An 18,108-nucleotide genomic window follows, 5' to 3' on the forward strand; every position below is an offset into this window, starting at 1 on the left:
CTGCAAGCAGTTGAAGATAAAGGCTTTCCTGCGACTAGTCGCTGGGCGCAGGCTTGTGAAAGGCGACACCGGCAACCACCAGTGCGATGCCGAGGCAATCGATCAGGCTCGGAATCTGGCGCAGCACGACGATTCCGATCAGCGTTGCCGTGACCGGCAGCAGCGACAGCATCAGGGCGAAACTCGAGCGCGGCAACCGCGACATGGCAAGCTGGTCGCAGATATAGGGAATGACCGAGGAGCAGATGCCGACGCCGATGGCGGCGACCAGCAGCGTCGGTGAGAAAAAGGCGGGCAGCGCATCCGCGAAGCCGATCGGCAGCACGACGATGAAGGCGACCGCCATGGCGGCGCCGAGGCCCGCAATGCCGTCGCCGGCGCCGGAACGGGCGACGCGGTGGCCGAGCACGATGTAGCCGACAAACAGCGCGCCGTTGAGGAAGGCCCAGAACAGGCCGACGGGATCATCGGACCATCTGACGTCGATGAGCATCAAGGTGCCGGCAACCGCGACGGCAAGGGCAGTCAGGTTGCGGACGCTCCTGAGGCCGACGAGCGCGACGCCGATGGTGCCGACGAATTCGATCGCCGCCACCAGCGAGATCGGCAAGCGGTCGAGCGCAAGGTAGAACGAGCAATTCATCACCGCCAGGCAGGCGCCGAAAGCCAGCAGCAGCAGGCGCGTTGCGGGATCGGCGCGAGTGAAGCTTCGCCAGGGGCGCGTCAGCGACGCGAAGATCAGCGCCGCTGTGGCGATGCGCAGCCACGCCATGCCGAGCACGCCGACATGCGGAAACAGCAGCACCGCGAAGGCCGGGCCGAGATAGTGGAAGATTGCGCTGACGCCGAACCAGACATGCGGCGGCAACCTTCCCGCCAGGGTGTCGAGCACGGGGCCGTTGATGGCAGGGCCGGCAGCTGGCGCTTGCGTCTGATCGTTCATCGGATCAGTATCGCAGGCAGTTTTTCTACTTGATATGGCGAATGGCCGAATTCTCCGGCAATTTCGCTCCCGAAAGAAAGGAGTTTTCGTTGAAGCGCCTTCGAACTGAAAATGCCGATCTTGACGCGGCGGATGTGAAAATCCTGCGCCTGCTGGAAACGGATGCGCGCACCAGCACGGCGGAGCTTGCGCGCTCGGTCGGCCTGTCGGCGCCCAGTGTCGCCGAGCGCATCAAGCGGCTGCAGGAGAATGGCGTCATCGAAGCCTATTGCGTCCGGATCAATCCCGCCGCGCTTGGCCTGACGCTGTCGGCGTGGCTGCGCATCCGGCCGGTGCCGGGACAATTGTCGATCGTCGCCGACATCATTCGCGAGCTGCCGGAGATCGCCCAATGCGACCGGGTGACCGGCGAGGATTGCTTCATCGCGCTCGCCCATGTCGGCTCGGTGGCCGAACTCGAACGGGTGATCGACCGCATCATCCCCTATGCGATGACGAATACGGCCATCATCCAGTCATCGCCGGTGGCGGCACGTTCACCGCTGGCGGCAGTCAGGCGACCGCCGTGAAACGGTACGACCCATTCGGTCGCCCGATTTTTCTGATGCCGACTCGCGGACGCTATGCGTGGCCGCGCTTCAGGCGGGCGCGCTTCAAAATGCTGCGCCAGCGGATCATGTCGAACGGGATCGGCTCGTTGTTGTTGGCGATATGGAAGATTTCATTGTCGACGTTCTTGATCGATCGCCAGAAATCATAGTCCGATATGCGCGGATCAGCGGCCAGCCTGTCCACCTCGACCTTGATGTCGGTTTTCATGCACGTCCCTCGAACCGGCTTCGCCCCGCCGCTCGTAAACAGCTCTATGCGGATGGTTTTCGACCGCTCCGCTGAGTCGTTCAACGGCTCAATTGGCTTGTTCCCGTTAAAACCTCGGTAAGGTTAATGCCGGTCCAAACCCGCTTCAAGCACCGCTGCCGGTGGATATCGGGGGCTCCGCGATTTTGAGTTCAGGGTGTGGCTTTGAAGTCAGACCCAATGCCTGGCCGTGCCGAATCCGCATGGATATCGGCTTCGCCCTACTTGCGTTTGATGCCGATCGCGCGGCCGGCACGCTCCGGCATGGGCAGCACCGAATGGGCGGCGCGCATGGCTTCGATCCTGGCCAGCACATCGGCGGGGAAGGGCGCGACCTTCGGCCCCGCCATGTCGACATGCAGCGACAGCGTCTCGGAAGTGGCGGCGAGCCAGCCGTCGACATGGCGGATTTCCTGATAGGACCTGAGCCGCTTCGCGTCATGGTCGATGAGTTGGAAGGAGACCGTGACCTTGTGGTCGAGATGCAGTTCCTGGACGTAGCAGACATGGACCTCGGCGGTGTAGATGGTGAGACGGCGCCCCTTCACATAGTCCAGCCCCATGCCCATCGCCTCGAAAGCCTCATCCGAGCAGCGGTCGAACAGGACGTTGTAATAGGCCATGTTGAGATGGCCGTTGTAATCGATCCAGTCTTTCTCGATGTCCATGGGCCTGGAGACGAAGGGGGCGGGGATGGGCATCGAAACTTCCTTGTTCTGGTGCTGGACAGAGTGTGACTGCGGAGGCTCTTTTGTTCTGACGCAATTCCCCAGGGAATGCGCATGCGGCTTTCCCAGGAAAAGCGCTTCGCACTTTTCCCGGAATTGCTTTAGGCATCCATAGCTGCAAAACAAGCGTGGGCGCTGGTCCATTCGCGGAGGAATTCATGGCTCTGAGCGACCTCAATCCGGTCGAACGCAACGAGGAAGGCATCGCGGCGGTGCTCGGCATCCTCAAGCAACAGCTGGGCGAGCGCTTCCAGACGGGGCAGGCCATCCGCTCGCAGCACGCGCACACCACCACCTATATCCCGACGCAGGCGCCCGACGGCGTCGCTTTCCCGGAGACGACGGCCGAGGTGCAGGAGATCGTGCGCGCCTGCGCGGCGCATCGCGTGCCGGTCATCGCCTTCGGTGTCGGCTCCTCGCTGGAAGGCCACACCAACGCGCCGGGCGGCGGCATTTCGGTCGACACGTCGCGCATGAACCGTATTCTTTCGGTCAACCCGCAGGATCTCGACTGCACGGTCGAGCCTGGCGTGACACGCGAGGATCTGAACCGGCATCTGCGCGACACCGGCCTGTTCTTTCCGATCGATCCGGGCGCCAATGCCTCGCTTGGCGGCATGGCGGCGACGCGGGCTTCCGGCACCAATGCGGTGCGCTACGGCACGATGCGCGAGAACGTGCTGTCGCTGACGGCGGTCATGGCGGACGGCCAGACGGTGACGACCGGCAAGCGGGCCAAAAAGAGTTCGGCCGGCTACGATTTGACTAGGCTGCTGGTCGGCTCGGAAGGCACACTCGGCATCATCACTTCGCTGACATTGAAGCTGCAAGGCATTCCGCAGGCAATCTCGGGCGGCGTCTGTCCGTTCCCGAGCGTAGAGGCGGCCTGCAACGCCGTCATCGCGACGATCCAGATGGGTATTCCGGTGGCGCGCATCGAACTGGTCAACGGGTTGCAGATGCGGGCGATGAAGAATTATTCCAAGCTCGACTATCCCGAGAGCCCGTGCCTGTTCGTCGAGTTCCATGGCAGCGACGCCAGCGTAGCCGAGCAAGCCGAGACGTTCGGCATGATCGCCGAGGAAAATGGCGGCGGCCCGTTCCTGTGGACCAGCGTCGCCGAGGAGCGCACCAAACTGTGGAAGGCCAGGCACGATGCCTACTGGTCGTCGCTGACGCTGCGGCCGGGCGCCAAGGGCCTGTCGACCGACGTGTGCGTGCCGATCTCGCGCTTTGCCGAATGTGTCACCGAAACCGAAGCCGACATCGCCGAGATGGGCCTGATCGCGCCGATCGTCGGCCATGCCGGCGACGGCAATTTCCACGTGCTGGTGCTGATGGATGTGAACGACCCGAACGAGATCGCGCTGTCGGAAAAGTTCGTCGCGCGGCTCAATCTGCGGGCGATCGCCATGGATGGCACCTGCACCGGCGAGCACGGCATTGGCCAGGGCAAGATCGGCTTCCTGCGCCGCGAACTCGGCCACGGCGTCGACATCATGCGCACCATCAAGCAGGCGCTGGACCCGCAAAACATCATGAACCCCGGCAAGATATTGCCCGATATGGGGTAGGGCCTCACGAAAAGGCTCGTCTTGACCGCGCCACCATTCGGGCCGACGCTCCGAGGCGGCCTGAAAGAACAGGCACGTCAGCTGAGGAGGACCGTGATGGCCATTTCACGCAAGGAAGAAGCGCGCGCGCTGAGCGCCGATGAAAGGGAACTGGTGGAAAAGTCGCACCATCCGGCGGTGCAGGACCTTTCCGACGCCGACCTTTCCGGTCTAGTCAAGCTGCTGCGGGAGCGGCGCGACAAGGCGCAGACCGAAGCGCACCGCCGTCGGCGCGAGATTCGTGGCAAGGGTGCGCCGAAAGGCACTACACCTTCAAAGTCCGATGGTGGCTCGCAGGTGAAGCTGGCGGTGCTGGCCATGGCCATGCGGCGGCTGAATGGCGAGGCCGAACGGCGACGCCAACTGGCGGCCCGCGTTTCCCTGGTCGGGAACGCACGCAAGGCGCTGGCCTTGAAGCAAGGTGCGGCAGCGGATGGTCCCGCGCACAATTCACGCACAGCTCACAACGGTATGCGGGCCGTGGCCAATGAGCGGGCGCCAAAGCTGGTCCGTCCGGCCGAACTCGGCCGGCAGCGCAAGGCAGCCAAGGTGGCGCAAGCCAAGCGCGACGCACGCTGAGGTCCCTGCGGACAATGGCTGTCGGCCCGCCGCTTTACCGTGCGGCGGGAATTTGGTCCTGCGCGTTCTGGACAAGGGTTTGCAGCATGGGACGGGTTGGCGCGAAGAATGTCGTGCCGGTCTGCGGTGTCGAGACGTCGAGCAGCCGGTCGTAAGCCCCCGGCGGGTCGCCGACATACATGCGCTGCAGCATTTTCTCCGTGACCCAGAGGTACCTGCTATAGCCGATGAAGTAGGTGCCGAACTCGTTCTGCCCGGGCCTGCCGAACGGCATGTTGTCGCGCAATATGTCGTACTCGTTGCCGTCGGCATCCTCGATCGTGGCCAGCGACTTGTGCGATTTGCGTGGCGCGTCGTCATCATCGATCTCGATGTTGTCGATCTTGGTTCGGCCGATGATCGCCTCCTGCTCGGGCGTCGGAATGCGCGCCCAGGCCTGCATATCGTGCAGATATTTCTGGACGACGACATAGCTGCCGCCGGCAAAATGGCCATCTTCGTCGCCCACGAGCGCCGAGGCGGGCAAGTCGAGGCCGGTCGGGTTGGCGGTGCCGTCGACGAAGCCGAGCAGGTCGCGGGCATCGAAGTAGCGGAAGCCCGTCACCTCGTCGACGACGGTCACATCGGGACCAAGCCTGTCGAGCAGGATACGCTCGAACTCGAAGCACATGTCGGGCCGTTCGGACCGGATGTGGAAGAGGAGGTCCCCCGGTGTCGAGGGCGCCGAGTGGACCGCTCCCTTGATCGGCGCGAATGGTTTCAGTTCCAGCGGCCGCCGGCCCGGGCTGAGACGGTCCCAGAGATCGCGGCCGATGCCGGCAATGCACGACAGGTGGCCGCCGAGGTCGCGGAACCCGACAGTCTTGACCAGGTCGTCAAGCTCGCCGAGCACGGAACAAACCTTGGTCAGGGCCGGCTGTTCCGCGGCGACCGTGACGACGAGGAAAATCGCCGATTGCGAAAGCGGAGCATCGACGCTCTGCGCATCGATCGGCACACGGTCCCAATTCTTGCTCGACATCCGATAATCTCCGCTTTTCCCGGATTTGTTTCAGATCGCCCAGGATGACGCAATACTGGATGAATTGCCTCTTTATCGACACGCGGATGCGGGTAGAGTGCGGCAGAATTTCAATCAACCTGTTCGGAGCTGATGCTCGCACGCCTGTTCGTGATCTTCGGTGGCTTGTTCGTTCTGGTGCTGTGCGCGGCGCTGGTGGGACCGTATTTTGTCGACTGGACCGGCTACCGCGCTCAGTTCGAGCGCGAGGCAAGCGCCGTCCTCGGCCGCAAGGTGACCGTGCAGGGCGACGCCACGGCCAGGCTGTTGCCATTCCCCTCGGTGACGTTCTCCAACGTCGCCGTCGCCGGTGGCCCCAACGGCCAGCCGGCCATGACCGTCGAGACGTTTTCGATGGATGCGGAACTGGCACCCTTCCTGCGCGGCGAGGTGCTGATCTTCGACATGCGGCTGGTGCACCCGAAGGCAACCATCGATATTGCCAATGACGGCACGGTCGACTGGGCGATACGGCCATCCTCGCCCTTCGATCTCAACCAGATCTCGATCGAGAAGCTGACGGTGACGGAGGGGCAGGTCGAACTGCGCCATGCGGCGGGCGGGCGCAGCCACGTCTTTTCCGAAATCAACTCGACCATTTCGGCCAAGTCGCTGGCCGGCCCATGGCGCATGGACGGCACGTTGCGGCTGGACGGGTTGCGCACCACTGTGGCGGCGTCGACCGGCAAGGCCGAAGGCAATGGCCAGATGCGGCTGCGGCTGAAGGCCGATCCCGATGCTTATCCGCTGGTCATCGAGACCGACGGCAATGCCGGCATCGTCAACGGCGCCGCCGTCTATTCCGGCCAGTTCAAGATTTCGAGTGCTGACAAGAATGGCGCCGACAAGAACAGCGCCCAACTGCGCGGCAACGATGGCGAGACGGTGAAGGTCAGCGCCGGCAAGCCCGATCCGGGTTTCCGGCTGAACGGCAAGTTCTCGCTCGACCACCAGAAGCTCGGCGTCGACGAATTCCGCTTCGAGACCGGACCGCTGGACAACCCCTATACAGCCGACGGCAAGGCCTCGGTCGATCTCGGCCAGAAGCCCAGCTTCGCCATCGAGGCCAATGGCGCGCAGGTACAGTTCGACGAGGCGGTCGGCGCCCAGGCCGGGGCCGGCCTGACGCTCGAACAGCGCATTGCCGGGCTGGAGCAAGCGCTGCTCGGGCTGCCGAAGCCGACCATACCCGGCACCGTCGAGGTGAAGCTGCCGGCGGTGGTGGCCGGCGATACGACGGTCCGCGACGTCCATCTTTCCGCCGAGCCGGTCGAAGGGGGCTGGTCGGTGAAATCACTCGCCGCGACCTTGCCCGGCCGCACGACGCTGGAGGCCAATGGCATGCTGAGCGTCGAGGACCATTTCGGCTTCACCGGCTCGCTGCTGCTGGCTGTGGCGCAGCCATCCGGTTTTGCCGCCTGGCTGTCGAAGGATGTCGACGAGGCGATCCGCCGTCTGCCCGCCGCCGGCTTCAAGGCCAAGGTCGATCTCTCCGAGAAGCGCCAGGCCTTCAGCGACCTCGAACTGATCCTGGGCAAGGCGAAGTTTTCCGGACGCATCGATTCCAGCCAGCCTGACGAAGCCAGGCCATCGGTGCTGATGCGGCTTGAAGGCGGCGAGCTTGACGTCGATGGGCTGGCGGCCTTCGCCTCGATCTTCGTCAGCGACAAGGGGGCCAACCGCTTTGCCGACCGCGATCTCGATTTCCAGATCAAGGCCGGGCCGGTCAGCGCCGGCGGGTTGACCGCCGACACGGTCGACACCGCGCTCAGGCTGCGTGACGGTTTGCTTGAAGTCGACCGGCTGTCGGTCGGCGGGCTGGCGGGCGCCTCGATCAGCGCCACGGGCCGGATCAAGGATTTCCCGGCGAGCCCCACCGGCAAGCTCGACGCTTCCGTCGTCGCTGTCGACCTCAAGCCGCTGATCGACGTTGCCACGCAGCATTATCCCGACAGTGCGGTGCTGAAGGGGCTGTCGAGCCGTGCCGCCGCCTATCCGGACCTGTTCCAGGATGCCCGTGTCGACCTTGTGGCGAGCGCCGCCGACAATGGCGACGGCACGACGGGATTGGCAGTAAGCGGGCAGGGTAACGCCGGAGGCTCGGCCTTTTCGGCTTCGCTGTCGGGGAAGGGCGCGCTGGACAGACTGCTTGAGGCACCGGTGACGCTGACCTTCAACGCCAAGAGCCCGGATGCCACGGCACTGCTGGCGCTTTACGGCCTGCCGGCGCTGCCGCTTGGCATGCTGGGCGAGGCACACACCGACATCCAGGCCAAAGGCACGCTTGGCGGCGGTCTCGCGACGACTTTCAGCCTTGTCGGCAACGATTTCAAGGCCGGCTTCGAAGGGACGATCGCCGACACGCCGCAAGGGCCAACCGCCAAAGGCAAGATCGATCTCGATGCCGCCGACATCGAACCCTGGCTGATGACGACAGGCATCGGCCTGCCGGGCATGGGAGCGGGCATGTCGACGTCGCTCTCGGCCCAGGGCGACTATGGCAACGGTCTGCTGGTGCTGGACAGTGTCAGCGGCGCCGTCAACGAAGCGGCGGTCTCCGGCGACGTCAATATCGACACCAAAGACGGCGTTCCGCATCTGGCCGGCGCGCTGGCGCTCGATGAGCTCGATCTCGATCCGATGGCCGTGGCGCTGTTCGGCGATTCCGCTTTCCTTGTCGACAAGAAGAACGGGGCCGACAAGAGCGCGAGCGACAAGGGCGGCGTTTGGCCGTCCTCGCCCTTCAGCCAGAAATCCAGCCTGCCGTTCACGGCCGACCTCGACCTGACGACATCAGCGCTTGCCGCCGGACCGTTCGCCACCGCCTATGACGCCGCCTTTTCGCTCAAGCTCGACAAGGAAGGCATCCGGGTTTCGGACCTCAAGGCGAAGCTTCTTGGTGGTGCGTTGACCGGCCTGTTCGAGCTGAAGAACAATGAAGGCACCGGGCTCTTCACCGGCCAGATGAAACTGGCGGGCGCCGACCTGGCGAACGTGTTGCCGGATGCCGGCGTTGGCGGCATCGGCGATTTCTCGACGACGCTGTCGACCAGCGGCAAGTCGGTCGATGCGATGATCGCCGCTCTGTCCGGCTCCGGTACCGCGACGCTGAGAAGCTTGCAGATCGCCGGCGTCAATCCCGATGCGTTCAGCGCCTTCCTGGCCAAGGCGGATGCGATCGGGCGCGACATCGACGTGGCAAAGACCGCCGGCTTCGCGCCCGGGATCGCGGCCGATGGCAGTTTCGCCGCCAAGGATGCCGACATCGCCTTCACGATTGCCGGCGGCACGCTGCGGGCGCCGCCGATCAGCCTTGAAAATCTCGCGGCGACCCTGTCCACCGACATCACGGCGGATCTCAACACCAGCACGGTCTCCGCCAAGGGCGCGATCACCTATCGGCCAGGCGACGAGGCACTGGTCGGTTCGGAGCCGGTCGTCAATTTCACCGCCGAAGGGCCTTTCGGCGCCGTCACGCGGCGGTTCGACAGCGAGCCGCTGGCGCAGTTCCTGACCCAGCGCGCGCTGGAAAGAGAGCAGCAGCGCGTCGAGGCGATGCAGGCGGCGCTGCTCGAAAAGCAGAGGCTGCGGCGCGAGGTGCGCTACTACGCTGCGTTGCAGGACGCGCGCGACAAGGCCGCCGAAGAGTTGCGCCGGCAGGAGGAAGCGGCGCGGCTGAAAGCCGAGGCGGACGCCAAGGCGAAAGCGGAGGCTGAAGCCCAGGCTGAAGCGAAAGCGAAGGCCGACGAAGAGGCGAAAGCCCAGGCCGATGCGAAAGCCGCGGCCGAGCAGCAAGCCGCCGACGAAGCCGCCAAGGCACAGGCCGAACAGGAGCGGCAGACGGCGGAAGAAGCGCTGCGCGTTGCTTCGCGGGAAAGGGCCAGGCTCGAGGCCGAACGCAAGGCCGCGGAACAGGCACCCAAGGTCGAGCGTGCGCCGCTGCCTGAGGCCAACGACAATCCACCGCCGGCCAAGCCGAAGTCCAATCCGTTCACGATCGACAATCTGCTGAAGTCGTTGCAGTAGGGCAGTAGGGCAGTAGGGCAGTAGGGCAGTAGGGCAGTAGGGCAGTAGGGCAGTAGGGCAGTAGGGCAGTAGGGCAGTAGGGCAGTAGGGCAGTAGGGCAGTAGGGCAGTAGGACAGGCCTTCCCAGTTGCTCTCCCGAAGGGCGATCGTCTCAGGGAACGAACAACTCGGCACCGTCGGCAACGTAGCGGGCGTGGCGGAAATCGCGGATGGCGGCGAGCTTGCCGTCCTGCCAGGCCAGCAGGATGAAATAGGCGGGTCGCGCCATTGGGTTGCCAGGATCGCGGACAAGGATTGCCGGCCTGTTTTCGACGAAGCCCGGCACAAGACGCCAATCCTGCACCCGGGAATAGTTGTTGAAGTAGGTGCCGACGTCCTTGCGGCCGTTGAGCCGTGTCCTGGCCACCAGTTCCAACCGCACCTCTTGCGCCAGCATGTCGCGCACCGCGTCGAAATCACGGGCATTGAAGCGGTCGATGTAAGCATCGAGCAGCAGTCGTTCAGTGGCGCCCAGCCTGGGAAGAGGGCGGTCGTCCGGTTCGTCGGCGATCCGGCGCAGCCGGTCGCGGCCGCGATGCAGTGCCGCCTTGATTGCAGGAATGCTGGTGTCGAGCATCGCGCTGATCTCCTGCAGGGAATAGCCCAGGACGTCCATCATGACGACGCTGCTTCGCTGTGCGACGGGAAGACGCATGAAGGTATGCAGCCCGGCGGCCGCGGCCTGACGATCGATGGTGGGGTTTACCGGGTCGACGATCATGTCGGGGTCCTCATCGGCGGTGGTCTTTTCGCGGGAGCGCCGGCGCAGGAAATCGAGCGCCGTATTGTGCGCGATGCGAAACAGCCAGCCTTCCGGATTGGCGATCGGGCCGGCGTTGGGCAACGCCTCGAATGCCTTGGCCAGCGCCTCCTGCAGCACGTCCTCGCCGTCGATGACCGAGCCCGTCATGCGGGCACAATAGCGGTGCAGCTTGGGGCGCAATTCCCCAGACAGGCGCTCAAAGAGCCGATGCTGCTCGCCGGGAATGGGAATGTTCATAAGCCTCCCGTTCGATGACGCCGTCTGCCCCTGTCACTCATCCAGCATCCGATAGCTGCCCACCACGGTCATCTCGTCGCGTTGCGGACGTTCGCTGCAGCGATCCCTGATGCCGTTTTGAAAAGCCTCGAATGCGGCCAATCCGGTGATGATCTCGGCATGGGCATCGGTTTCCGTCTCGACCAGATGGACGAAAGTCCCGTCGCCGGATCGCAAGGTCATGTAGCGAACGCCGTCCGGCGATTTGTCATGCAATTCCTGGAAGACCGCCTTGATCAGCCGCTCATTCTCGTCGGCTCGTTCGGGTTTGGTCTTGTAGCGTATCAGATGACGTTTCATCGCTGGGCTTCCTTTCGATTGCGTCTCTCCCTTTGAGGCCTTCATCCCCTGGACGTTGCGGCGAGGTCAAAGGATTCGGGCGCCGCAAAAAATCACCATGCCATCCGGCGCAAGACGCCTGCGCGTCACTCGCGACCCTGGTCGAGCAGGCGCCGCAGCATGGGTTCGATGCGAGAAAGCTCGTCGAGATGCGCCGCCGACAGTTCAGCCAGGCAATCGTCGGCGCGCTCGGTCAGCCGCAGCAGTACACGGCGGTGGTCATCCTTGTCCTGATCCCGTGTGACCAGGCCCGCCTCGCTGAGGCGATTGACCAGTTCGACGGCACTGTGGTGGCGGATGCGCAGGCGTTCCGCCAGGTCGCCAACCGTCACCGGTCCGCCGCCCGGAAATCCCTTGATCGCCAGCAGGGCCTGGTGCTGGCGCGGCGTCAGGCCGGCGTCTTCCGCCTGCACCTGGCTGAATTCGAGGAAGCGGCGGATCAGGTAGCGGAACTCGGACAGCCGCTGGTAGTCGGACTGTTTGATGGCGGGGCGAGATTTTCCGGGCTGCGTCATTCCAGACATTTGTTCCATTCCGGCAAAAGGCTCAAACGGTTTTGGTGCAGACCGGCTTGAATTTATATCGTATTACGATACATAGCGAGCCGACAAAGCCGGCTGGCATCTTCGCCCGTGCCACATATCCGAGATCCGGCCGCCGCCAGAAAGCCAGCCATGAAGCCCCATCATTCCGAAAACGGTCACTTGCGCGATTTCACCACCGACGCGCGGGTCTTGACCATTGCCACCATAGCCGTGGTGGTCGCCACGGCGGGGTTGTTCGCCGGCATCGTGCTTTTGAAACTGATCCGGCTCGCCACCAACATCGCCTATTTCGGCCAGTTCACGCTCGACGACCTGAAATTGCAGGACACGCCGCTCGGTTACGCCGCGGTGGTGGTGCCGGTGATAGGCGCACTGATCATCGGCCTGATGGCACGCTATGGCAGCGAGAAGATCCGTGGCCACGGCATTCCCGAGGCCATCGAGGCGATCCTACTCGGGCGCTCGAAGCTCGATGCCAAGGTTGCGATCCTGAAGCCGCTGTCATCGGCGATTTCGATCGGCTCGGGCGGACCCTTCGGCGCCGAGGGCCCGATCATCATGACCGGCGGCGCGATCGGCTCGCTGATCGCGCAGATGCTGCCGGTCACCGACAATGAGCGCAAGACGCTGCTGGTGGCGGGAGCGGCGGCGGGCATGACCACGGTGTTCGGCACGCCGATCGCCGCGATCATGCTGGCGGTGGAACTGCTTCTGTTCGAATGGACGCCGCGCAGCTTCATTCCGGTGGCGGTGGCGGCCATCGTGGCCGAGGTCGAGCGCACCGTGCTGCATTTGCCCGGGCCGATCTTTCCGTTCCAGGGCGGCATGGCGGTGTCGTTCACCGGGCTCGGCGGCTGGGTTCTGGTCGGCATCTGCGCCGGCCTGTTGTCGGGACTGCTCACCCAGATGGTCTATGCCTGCGAGGACGCCTTCCAGAAATTGCCGATCCACTGGATGTGGTGGCCGATGATCGGCGGCCTGATGGTCGGCGTCGGCGGCTTGATCGAACCACGGGCACTCGGTGTCGGCTACGACAACATCGCCGACATGCTGGATGGACGCACGATCGCCACCGCGGCGCTTCTCCTGCTCGTGGTCAAGGCGATCATCTGGTCGGTGGCGCTCGGCTCGGGAACATCCGGCGGCGTGCTGGCGCCACTGCTGATCATGGGTGGCGCGATGGGCGCTGTGCTTGCCGGGATACTGCCCGCGGCGGATCCGGGATTCTGGGCGCTGCTGGCCATGGCGGCCACGATGGGTGGCACGATGCGCGCGCCGCTGACGGCTACTTTCTTCGCCGTCGAGTTGACCGGCAACACGCATGTGCTGGTGCCGCTGATCGCGGCCTGTGCGGCGGCGCATGCCGTGACGGTGCTCCTGATGAAGCGTTCGATCCTGACCGAGAAGATCGCCAGGCGAGGGCACCACCTCGTGCGCGAATATCGTGTCGATCCGTTCGCGCTGACCAGGGTGCGCGAGGTGATGACGTCGCAGGTCGAGAGCGTGCCGGCGACGATGACGCTGCATGGCGCGGCGGCCTTCCTGACCGCGCCTGAGACACGCCATCCGAGTTTTCCCGTGATCGATGACAACGGGCAGGTGCTCGGTCTCATCGATCCGCCGGCGATCCTGCGCTGGCGCCGTGCCGGCACGCACAGGACCACGACGCTCGGCGAGTTGCTCGCCGGAACCAAGGTAACGCTCGCTTTTCCCGACGAATATCTGGAAGGTCTGTCCGACAAGCTGTTGATGGCCAACGTGTCGCATCTGCCGGTCGTCTCGCGCGAGGACGCAAAGCTGGTTGGCTATGTCGGCTGGAAGGATCTGATGCGCGTGCGCTCCAGAAAACAGGCCGAGGAGCGTGATCGTTCAACCTTGCTTGGCTTCGGCACCAGGCGCGGGAAAAAGACGGACCCGGTCGAGAGCGCCTAGATCGGTCCGCGCTTCACCCACTGCAGTACGTACAGCCTCAGCGCCGAGGACAGGTTGGTGTCACGGGGCCGGGTCTCGTCGACTTCGGCCACGAGTGCTGCGAGCGTCAGCTTTCTCTGCGCCGCGATCGCGACGAGATCGTCGTAGAAGGGTTTTTCGAGGGAATAGCTGGTGCGATGGCCGCGAATGGTCACGGAGCGCTTTTCGACGACGCTCACGGCCGAACGCTCATTGCTCGTCCTTGCCGAACGGCTCGAGGCGATGGCCTTCGACAAATTTTTCGGCCTTGTCGGCGACCTGCCGATCGCGTTGCTTGTCCGCCTTGGAACGGCCGTGCAGGATCCGGTTCTGTTCGGCGACGCGCAGCTTCTCGTCCCGCGCCCTCTGCTTGCGAGCCTGGCGGAGATTGACGATGTCGGCCATGGCGAGAGCCCGGGAGCCTATTTCTTGCGGAAGGCGTCGAGCGAAACCACTTCGGCGCCCTTGGTGCCGGCTTCAGCCGCGGCGGGCTTCTTCTCCGCTTCGGCGGCGGCCTTCTTCTCGGCCTTCGGCTTCTTCTCGGAGACGATGGTCAGCGGCTCGGGCGCGGGCGCGGCTGGTTCCTCATCGGGCTGGGCGTCGGTCTTGACGTCGAACTCGAGTTCGAAATTGACCGAGGGATCATAGAAGCCGCGCACGGCCGAGAATGGGATTTCCAGTTTCTCCGGCACGTCGGAGAAGGACAAGCCGACCTCGAAGCCGGTGTCCGTCACCTTCAGGTCCCAATACTGGAACTGGATGACGATGGTCATCTGCTCGGGATAGCGCTCACGCAACCGCGACGACACGCGCACGCCGGGCGCACCGGTCAGGAAGGTAATGAAGAAGTGGTGGTTGCCGGGAAGGCCGGTGCGTGCGACCTCGGCCAGGACCTTGCGCATGACGCCGCGCAACGCCTCCTGGGCCAGAATGTCGTAGCGGATGTGGTCGTCGGCCATGTGGTGGTCGGGTTCCGTTGAATCGTCCGCATAGCTGTAATCAAGCTTGAGCGCGGCGTAAACCGCATATAGATCACCGCCGCGTCGAAGCGAGGACTATTGCCAACGATTTGATCGGCAAGCCGGCTTCATGGCAACCGCAAATGTTATGCGTTAGCCAGCGTGGCGTGCTTTTTCGCGCTGGCCGCCGTGGGCCGCTTGCCGAAAGCGCGCAGGAAGGTGCGCACGCCGTTTGTCGCCGATTGCACCACCTCGTCCTCGCGCGGTGTGCCGCCGAGCATGAAGGTGGTCTGCAGTTCGGCATTGACGAGGCCGAGGAACTGGCGCGCCGCGACGTCGGGATCATCGATTACGAGATGGCCGCCATAGGCGAGGCGGGCGAGGCGGGCGGCGATTGCCGGCCATGTCCTGCCCGGGCCTTGCTCGCGCCATTCGGCAAACAATTCGGGATAGCGCTCACCTTCGGTCTGGATCAGCTTGCGCAGGAATTTTCCGTCGCGGTTGCAGATGCAGTTCTGGTTCAGGCGCACGGCAAAGCCGATCAGATCGGCTTCGAGGTCCCCTGGCTGGTCGGGAAAGGTGGCTATGGTGGCGAAGATGCCCACATTGCAGCGCTCGGTGAGGTCGCGCACAACGGCCATGAAGAGCTTTTCCTTGTCGCCGTGGTGGTTGTAGACGGTTTGGCGCGAGACGCCCGCCTCGGCGGCGATCAGGTCGATGTTGGCGCCGGCGAAGCCCTCGCGGCAGAACACGCTGGCGGCGGCGTCGACAATCGATACGCGCTTGGCCTCGTGGCCGCGTGGCGGGAAAGTGTCAGGAGAAACGCCCGGTCTCATGAAATTCTATATAGAGGTGATTGACGATTTGGACAAGAGTGTCTAAATTTCTGGACAGGATGCAAAGAGATTTCGCATCGAGGAGACGAATAGAATTCGCTCCCGGCGAGTCGGAATCTCGCGGTATGGACCGTCCTAGGGTTAGACGTCGCCTGGCGGCGGCAGCCAGATTCGAAAGAAGCCAATATCATGAGTCCCAAATTCCTCCGCATCGCGGTCGTGCTCGGCCTGTTGTCCGCCATCGGCCCGTTCGCGATCGACATGTATCTTCCCGCTCTGCCGTCGATCGGCGCGGATCTGCACGCCGGCACGGCCGCCGTGCAGATGAGCCTGCTGATCTTCTTTCTGTCGATGGGTTTCGGCCAGATCGTCGTCGGGCCGATCTCCGACATGGTCGGCCGCAAGCTGCCGCTCTATGGCGGCCTTGCACTGTTCATGGTCGGCGGCATCGGTTCGGCAATGGCGCCGACGATCGAGTGGCTGATCGCCTTCCGCTTCCTGCAAGGCCTTGGCGCCAGCGCCGGCATGGCCGTGCCGCGCGCGATCGTGCGCGACCTGCACACAGGCAATGAGGCGGCCAAGCTGATGTCCTTGCTGATGCTGGTGTTTTCGGTGTCGCCGATCCTGGCGCCGCTGACCGGCAGCCAGATCATCGAGAATTTCGGCTGGCGTGCCGTGTTCTGGACGGTGACCGGCGCGGCGGCCCTTGCCACCATCCTGCTCGCGACCTCGCTCAAGGAGACGCGGCCTGCGGAAGAACGCGTCGGTTCTTCCTTCGGAACCGCGCTTGCCGGCTACCGCTTCCTGATGGGGGACCGCAATTTCCTTGGCCTCGTGGCGATCGCCGGCTTCGGCATTGCGAGCTTCTTCGTCTATCTGTCGAGCTCGTCCTTCATCCTGATCGACCATTACGGGCTGTCGCCTTCGGTCTACAGCGTGTTCTTCTCGATCAATGCGGTCGCCTTCATCGGCATGTCGCAATTGACGGGAGTGCTGGCCGAGCGTTTCGGGCTGCGGCGCGTGGTGCGCGTCGCGGTGACCGGCTATGCCTCGACGATGGTGGTGCTGTTCGCGGTGATGGCGGCGGGTATCGACCGGCTCGATGTGATGGCGGCCCTGCTGTTCGTCGGCTACGGCTTCCTCGGCCTGGTTATCCCGACCACCTCGGTGCTGGCCATGGAAGAACATGGCGAGATCGCCGGCACGGCTTCGGCCTTGATGGGCACGCTGCACTTCGCCATCGGCGCGCTCGCCATGGGCGTCGCCGGGGTGTTCTTCGACGGCACGCCGCTGCCGATGGTCGCCGGCATCACGCTCTGCGCGGTGATTTCGTTCACGCTGGCCAAGGTCACGCTTGGCCGCTCGCACGAGGCGGTCGAGGCGCCGGCGGAATAAGCAAACCAAACGCATGAAAAAGGCCGGGTTCATCCCGGCCTTTTTCATGCCCACGGGGCCTTATGCCCGAAGGCCGGCCTCGCCGATGATGAAGCGGACGCGCTCCTCCACCGGCACGAGCGGCAGGGGCACAAGTTCGTACCCCAGTTCGGCATAGACGCCAGCCACCGAGTCATGGGTGCGCCTGGCTTCGTCGAGCGTCTGTTTGCGCTCTTTGTCCTGCGTAAAGATCTCCGGCCAGGGCGGCGCGATGAAGACACGGCGCGCATAGCGGAATTTCCGCGCCGCGCTGACGGCGTGATCCGGCACCGGCAGGCCGCAGAGCCTGAGGTACCCGATCGTGTCCGGCACGCCGCGATCGAAGAAGACCGGACCGGATTCGGCATGCGCGGCATGCCAGGAGCGCAGCTCCCAGGAAAGCATCAGTTCGGCGAAGAGCGCGCGATCCCGCCAGGCAAGGGCAGGGCCGCCGATCGCCACCTGATCGCGGATGATGCCGCGTCCGGCCTCCGGCGCCGTCGGAAACCCTGCTTGTTTCAGCGCCTCGATCAAGGTGGTCTTGCCGGAGCCCGGGCCGCCGGTCAGCACGAAGAATCGATCGGAATCGTTTTGCAATGTCCCATCCATGGAGAAGGGGGCGCACGCATGGCTGCCGAAGGCATGCGAAGGGGCCGCCAGCGGAAGCACCATTTTGCGTGACGCAAATTGAAGGGAGGGAGAAGTGGAGGTTTCTGTTGCCAGGTACCTCCGAACCCCGCCTAGAAGTGCGAACCCCTAGGGCTTGATTTGAAGCGTTCGCACTGCATTAAGCAGCGAGACGAGCTTCCGCATAGTTGTCGTTGGCAACTATAAGTTTAGCCCGATGACGGTGGTACAATGCCGGGCAAAAGTACGATCTTTACACCTTCGTCGATCCTATTTCGCCCCCATCAAAAACCGCTCTGTCTTCAACAGCGGCTTTTGGTGGAGGCGCCGGGTACCGCCCCCGGGTCCGAACGGCTTATTTCATCGCCCATTTATCGCCATAGTCGGTCAAGCCGACAAAACGAATATAGGGGGCGTTTGACTGAAATGAAAGGCCGCAATGGACCTTTGTCCCTGTGTCAAATTGCGACGGCAAGGGTTGACTTGGGAGCGGTCTCAACCGAAGCTTTGCGGGCGGTGAGGGATTATCGACCTAGCGCACGGATTGCGAAGCG

The 18,108-nt window shown here is 64.0% G+C and carries 18 protein-coding genes and 1 other RNA gene; 6 read left to right on the forward strand and 13 right to left on the reverse strand.

Translation table 11 applies throughout. From position 1 onward, the window contains the following. Positions 1-34 precede the first annotated feature (34 nt). Positions 35-943 (reverse strand): EamA family transporter, encoded by a 909-nt coding sequence (locus tag EB815_RS18680; protein WP_056573160.1) that lies wholly within the window; start codon positions 941-943, stop codon positions 35-37. Positions 944-1,032: 89 nt separating this feature from the next. Between EB815_RS18680 and EB815_RS18685 the strand changes: the two genes are divergently transcribed. Next, positions 1,033-1,512, forward strand: a complete 480-nt coding sequence (locus EB815_RS18685; RefSeq protein ID WP_081295126.1) for an Lrp/AsnC family transcriptional regulator — start codon at positions 1,033-1,035, stop codon at positions 1,510-1,512. Positions 1,513-1,564: 52 nt separating this feature from the next. On the opposite strand, the gene EB815_RS18690 is transcribed toward EB815_RS18685, so the two are convergent. Both EB815_RS18690 and EB815_RS18695 read right to left on the reverse strand, forming a co-directional pair. Further along, positions 1,565-1,762, reverse strand: a complete 198-nt coding sequence (locus EB815_RS18690; protein WP_056573157.1) for a hypothetical protein — start codon at positions 1,760-1,762, stop codon at positions 1,565-1,567. A gap of 260 nt (positions 1,763-2,022) precedes the next feature. Further along, positions 2,023-2,502 (reverse strand): thioesterase family protein, encoded by a 480-nt coding sequence (locus tag EB815_RS18695; RefSeq protein ID WP_056573155.1) that lies wholly within the window; start codon positions 2,500-2,502, stop codon positions 2,023-2,025. A gap of 185 nt (positions 2,503-2,687) precedes the next feature. Between EB815_RS18695 and EB815_RS18700 the strand changes: the two genes are divergently transcribed. Together EB815_RS18700 and EB815_RS18705 are read left to right on the forward strand one after the other, a co-directional pair. Continuing rightward, positions 2,688-4,103: an FAD-binding oxidoreductase gene (locus EB815_RS18700; protein ID WP_056573152.1), complete on the forward strand. Its 1,416-nt coding sequence runs from the start codon at positions 2,688-2,690 to the stop codon at positions 4,101-4,103. 96 nt (positions 4,104-4,199) lie between these two features. Next, positions 4,200-4,721: a hypothetical protein gene (locus tag EB815_RS18705; protein WP_056573519.1), complete on the forward strand. Its 522-nt coding sequence runs from the start codon at positions 4,200-4,202 to the stop codon at positions 4,719-4,721. Positions 4,722-4,755: 34 nt separating this feature from the next. Here the strand turns inward: EB815_RS18705 and EB815_RS18710 are convergent, their stop codons facing one another. Then, on the reverse strand, positions 4,756-5,742 hold the full coding sequence (locus EB815_RS18710) for a Dyp-type peroxidase (RefSeq protein WP_056573149.1): 987 nt from the start codon (positions 5,740-5,742) through the stop codon (positions 4,756-4,758). A gap of 132 nt (positions 5,743-5,874) precedes the next feature. On the opposite strand from EB815_RS18710, the gene EB815_RS18715 reads away from it, so the two are divergent. Further along, positions 5,875-9,807, forward strand: a complete 3,933-nt coding sequence (locus tag EB815_RS18715; protein ID WP_056573146.1) for an AsmA family protein — start codon at positions 5,875-5,877, stop codon at positions 9,805-9,807. A 151-nt stretch (positions 9,808-9,958) separates the two neighbouring features. Here the strand turns inward: EB815_RS18715 and EB815_RS18720 are convergent, their stop codons facing one another. The 3 genes from EB815_RS18720 to EB815_RS18730 form a co-directional block, all read right to left on the reverse strand. Further along, the gene (locus EB815_RS18720) at positions 9,959-10,846 is read right to left on the reverse strand and encodes an RNA polymerase sigma factor (protein WP_056573143.1); all 888 of its coding nucleotides are present in this window, start codon (positions 10,844-10,846) and stop codon (positions 9,959-9,961) included. Between the two features lie 33 nt (positions 10,847-10,879). After that, entirely contained in the window at positions 10,880-11,185 is a 306-nt protein-coding gene (locus EB815_RS18725; protein ID WP_056573141.1) for a hypothetical protein, read from the reverse strand. A 125-nt stretch (positions 11,186-11,310) separates the two neighbouring features. Further along, complete coding sequence (locus EB815_RS18730; RefSeq protein WP_056573138.1) at positions 11,311-11,748, reverse strand: MarR family winged helix-turn-helix transcriptional regulator; 438 nt, start codon at positions 11,746-11,748, stop codon at positions 11,311-11,313. A gap of 150 nt (positions 11,749-11,898) precedes the next feature. Here EB815_RS18730 and EB815_RS18735 point away from each other — a divergent pair, with 150 nt between their 5' ends. Then, positions 11,899-13,701 carry a chloride channel protein gene (locus EB815_RS18735; protein WP_081295089.1) on the forward strand — a complete coding sequence of 601 codons (1,803 nt, stop codon included), beginning with the start codon at positions 11,899-11,901 and terminating at the stop codon, positions 13,699-13,701. On the opposite strand, the gene EB815_RS18740 is transcribed toward EB815_RS18735, so the two are convergent. From EB815_RS18740 to EB815_RS18755, 4 genes are all read right to left on the reverse strand, one after another. Next, complete coding sequence (locus EB815_RS18740) at positions 13,698-13,919, reverse strand: ribbon-helix-helix domain-containing protein (RefSeq protein ID WP_056573132.1); 222 nt, start codon at positions 13,917-13,919, stop codon at positions 13,698-13,700. The two genes, EB815_RS18735 and EB815_RS18740, sit on opposite strands and share 4 nt — an antisense overlap. Before the next feature lie 10 nt (positions 13,920-13,929). Next, on the reverse strand, positions 13,930-14,124 hold the full coding sequence (locus EB815_RS18745) for a DUF4169 family protein (RefSeq protein ID WP_056573129.1): 195 nt from the start codon (positions 14,122-14,124) through the stop codon (positions 13,930-13,932). 17 nt (positions 14,125-14,141) lie between these two features. Next, positions 14,142-14,678 (reverse strand): SspB family protein, encoded by a 537-nt coding sequence (locus tag EB815_RS18750; protein WP_056573125.1) that lies wholly within the window; start codon positions 14,676-14,678, stop codon positions 14,142-14,144. A gap of 146 nt (positions 14,679-14,824) precedes the next feature. Beyond that, positions 14,825-15,514, reverse strand: a complete 690-nt coding sequence (locus EB815_RS18755) for a TetR/AcrR family transcriptional regulator (RefSeq protein ID WP_056573122.1) — start codon at positions 15,512-15,514, stop codon at positions 14,825-14,827. A 189-nt stretch (positions 15,515-15,703) separates the two neighbouring features. Between EB815_RS18755 and EB815_RS18760 the strand changes: the two genes are divergently transcribed. Continuing rightward, a complete protein-coding gene (locus tag EB815_RS18760) occupies positions 15,704-16,909 on the forward strand; it encodes a multidrug effflux MFS transporter (RefSeq protein ID WP_056573119.1) in 1,206 nt (401 codons plus the stop codon). A gap of 60 nt (positions 16,910-16,969) precedes the next feature. On the opposite strand, the gene EB815_RS18765 is transcribed toward EB815_RS18760, so the two are convergent. Both EB815_RS18765 and ssrA read right to left on the reverse strand, forming a co-directional pair. Further along, entirely contained in the window at positions 16,970-17,524 is a 555-nt protein-coding gene (locus EB815_RS18765; RefSeq protein WP_244494103.1) for an AAA family ATPase, read from the reverse strand. Positions 17,525-17,629: 105 nt separating this feature from the next. After that, positions 17,630-17,990: a transfer-messenger RNA gene (gene ssrA / locus EB815_RS18770) on the reverse strand. Between the last annotated feature and the right edge of the window lie 118 nt (positions 17,991-18,108).

The organism is Mesorhizobium loti, assembly GCF_013170705.1.
In the GTDB taxonomy this organism is placed as follows: domain Bacteria; phylum Pseudomonadota; class Alphaproteobacteria; order Rhizobiales; family Rhizobiaceae; genus Mesorhizobium; species Mesorhizobium loti_D.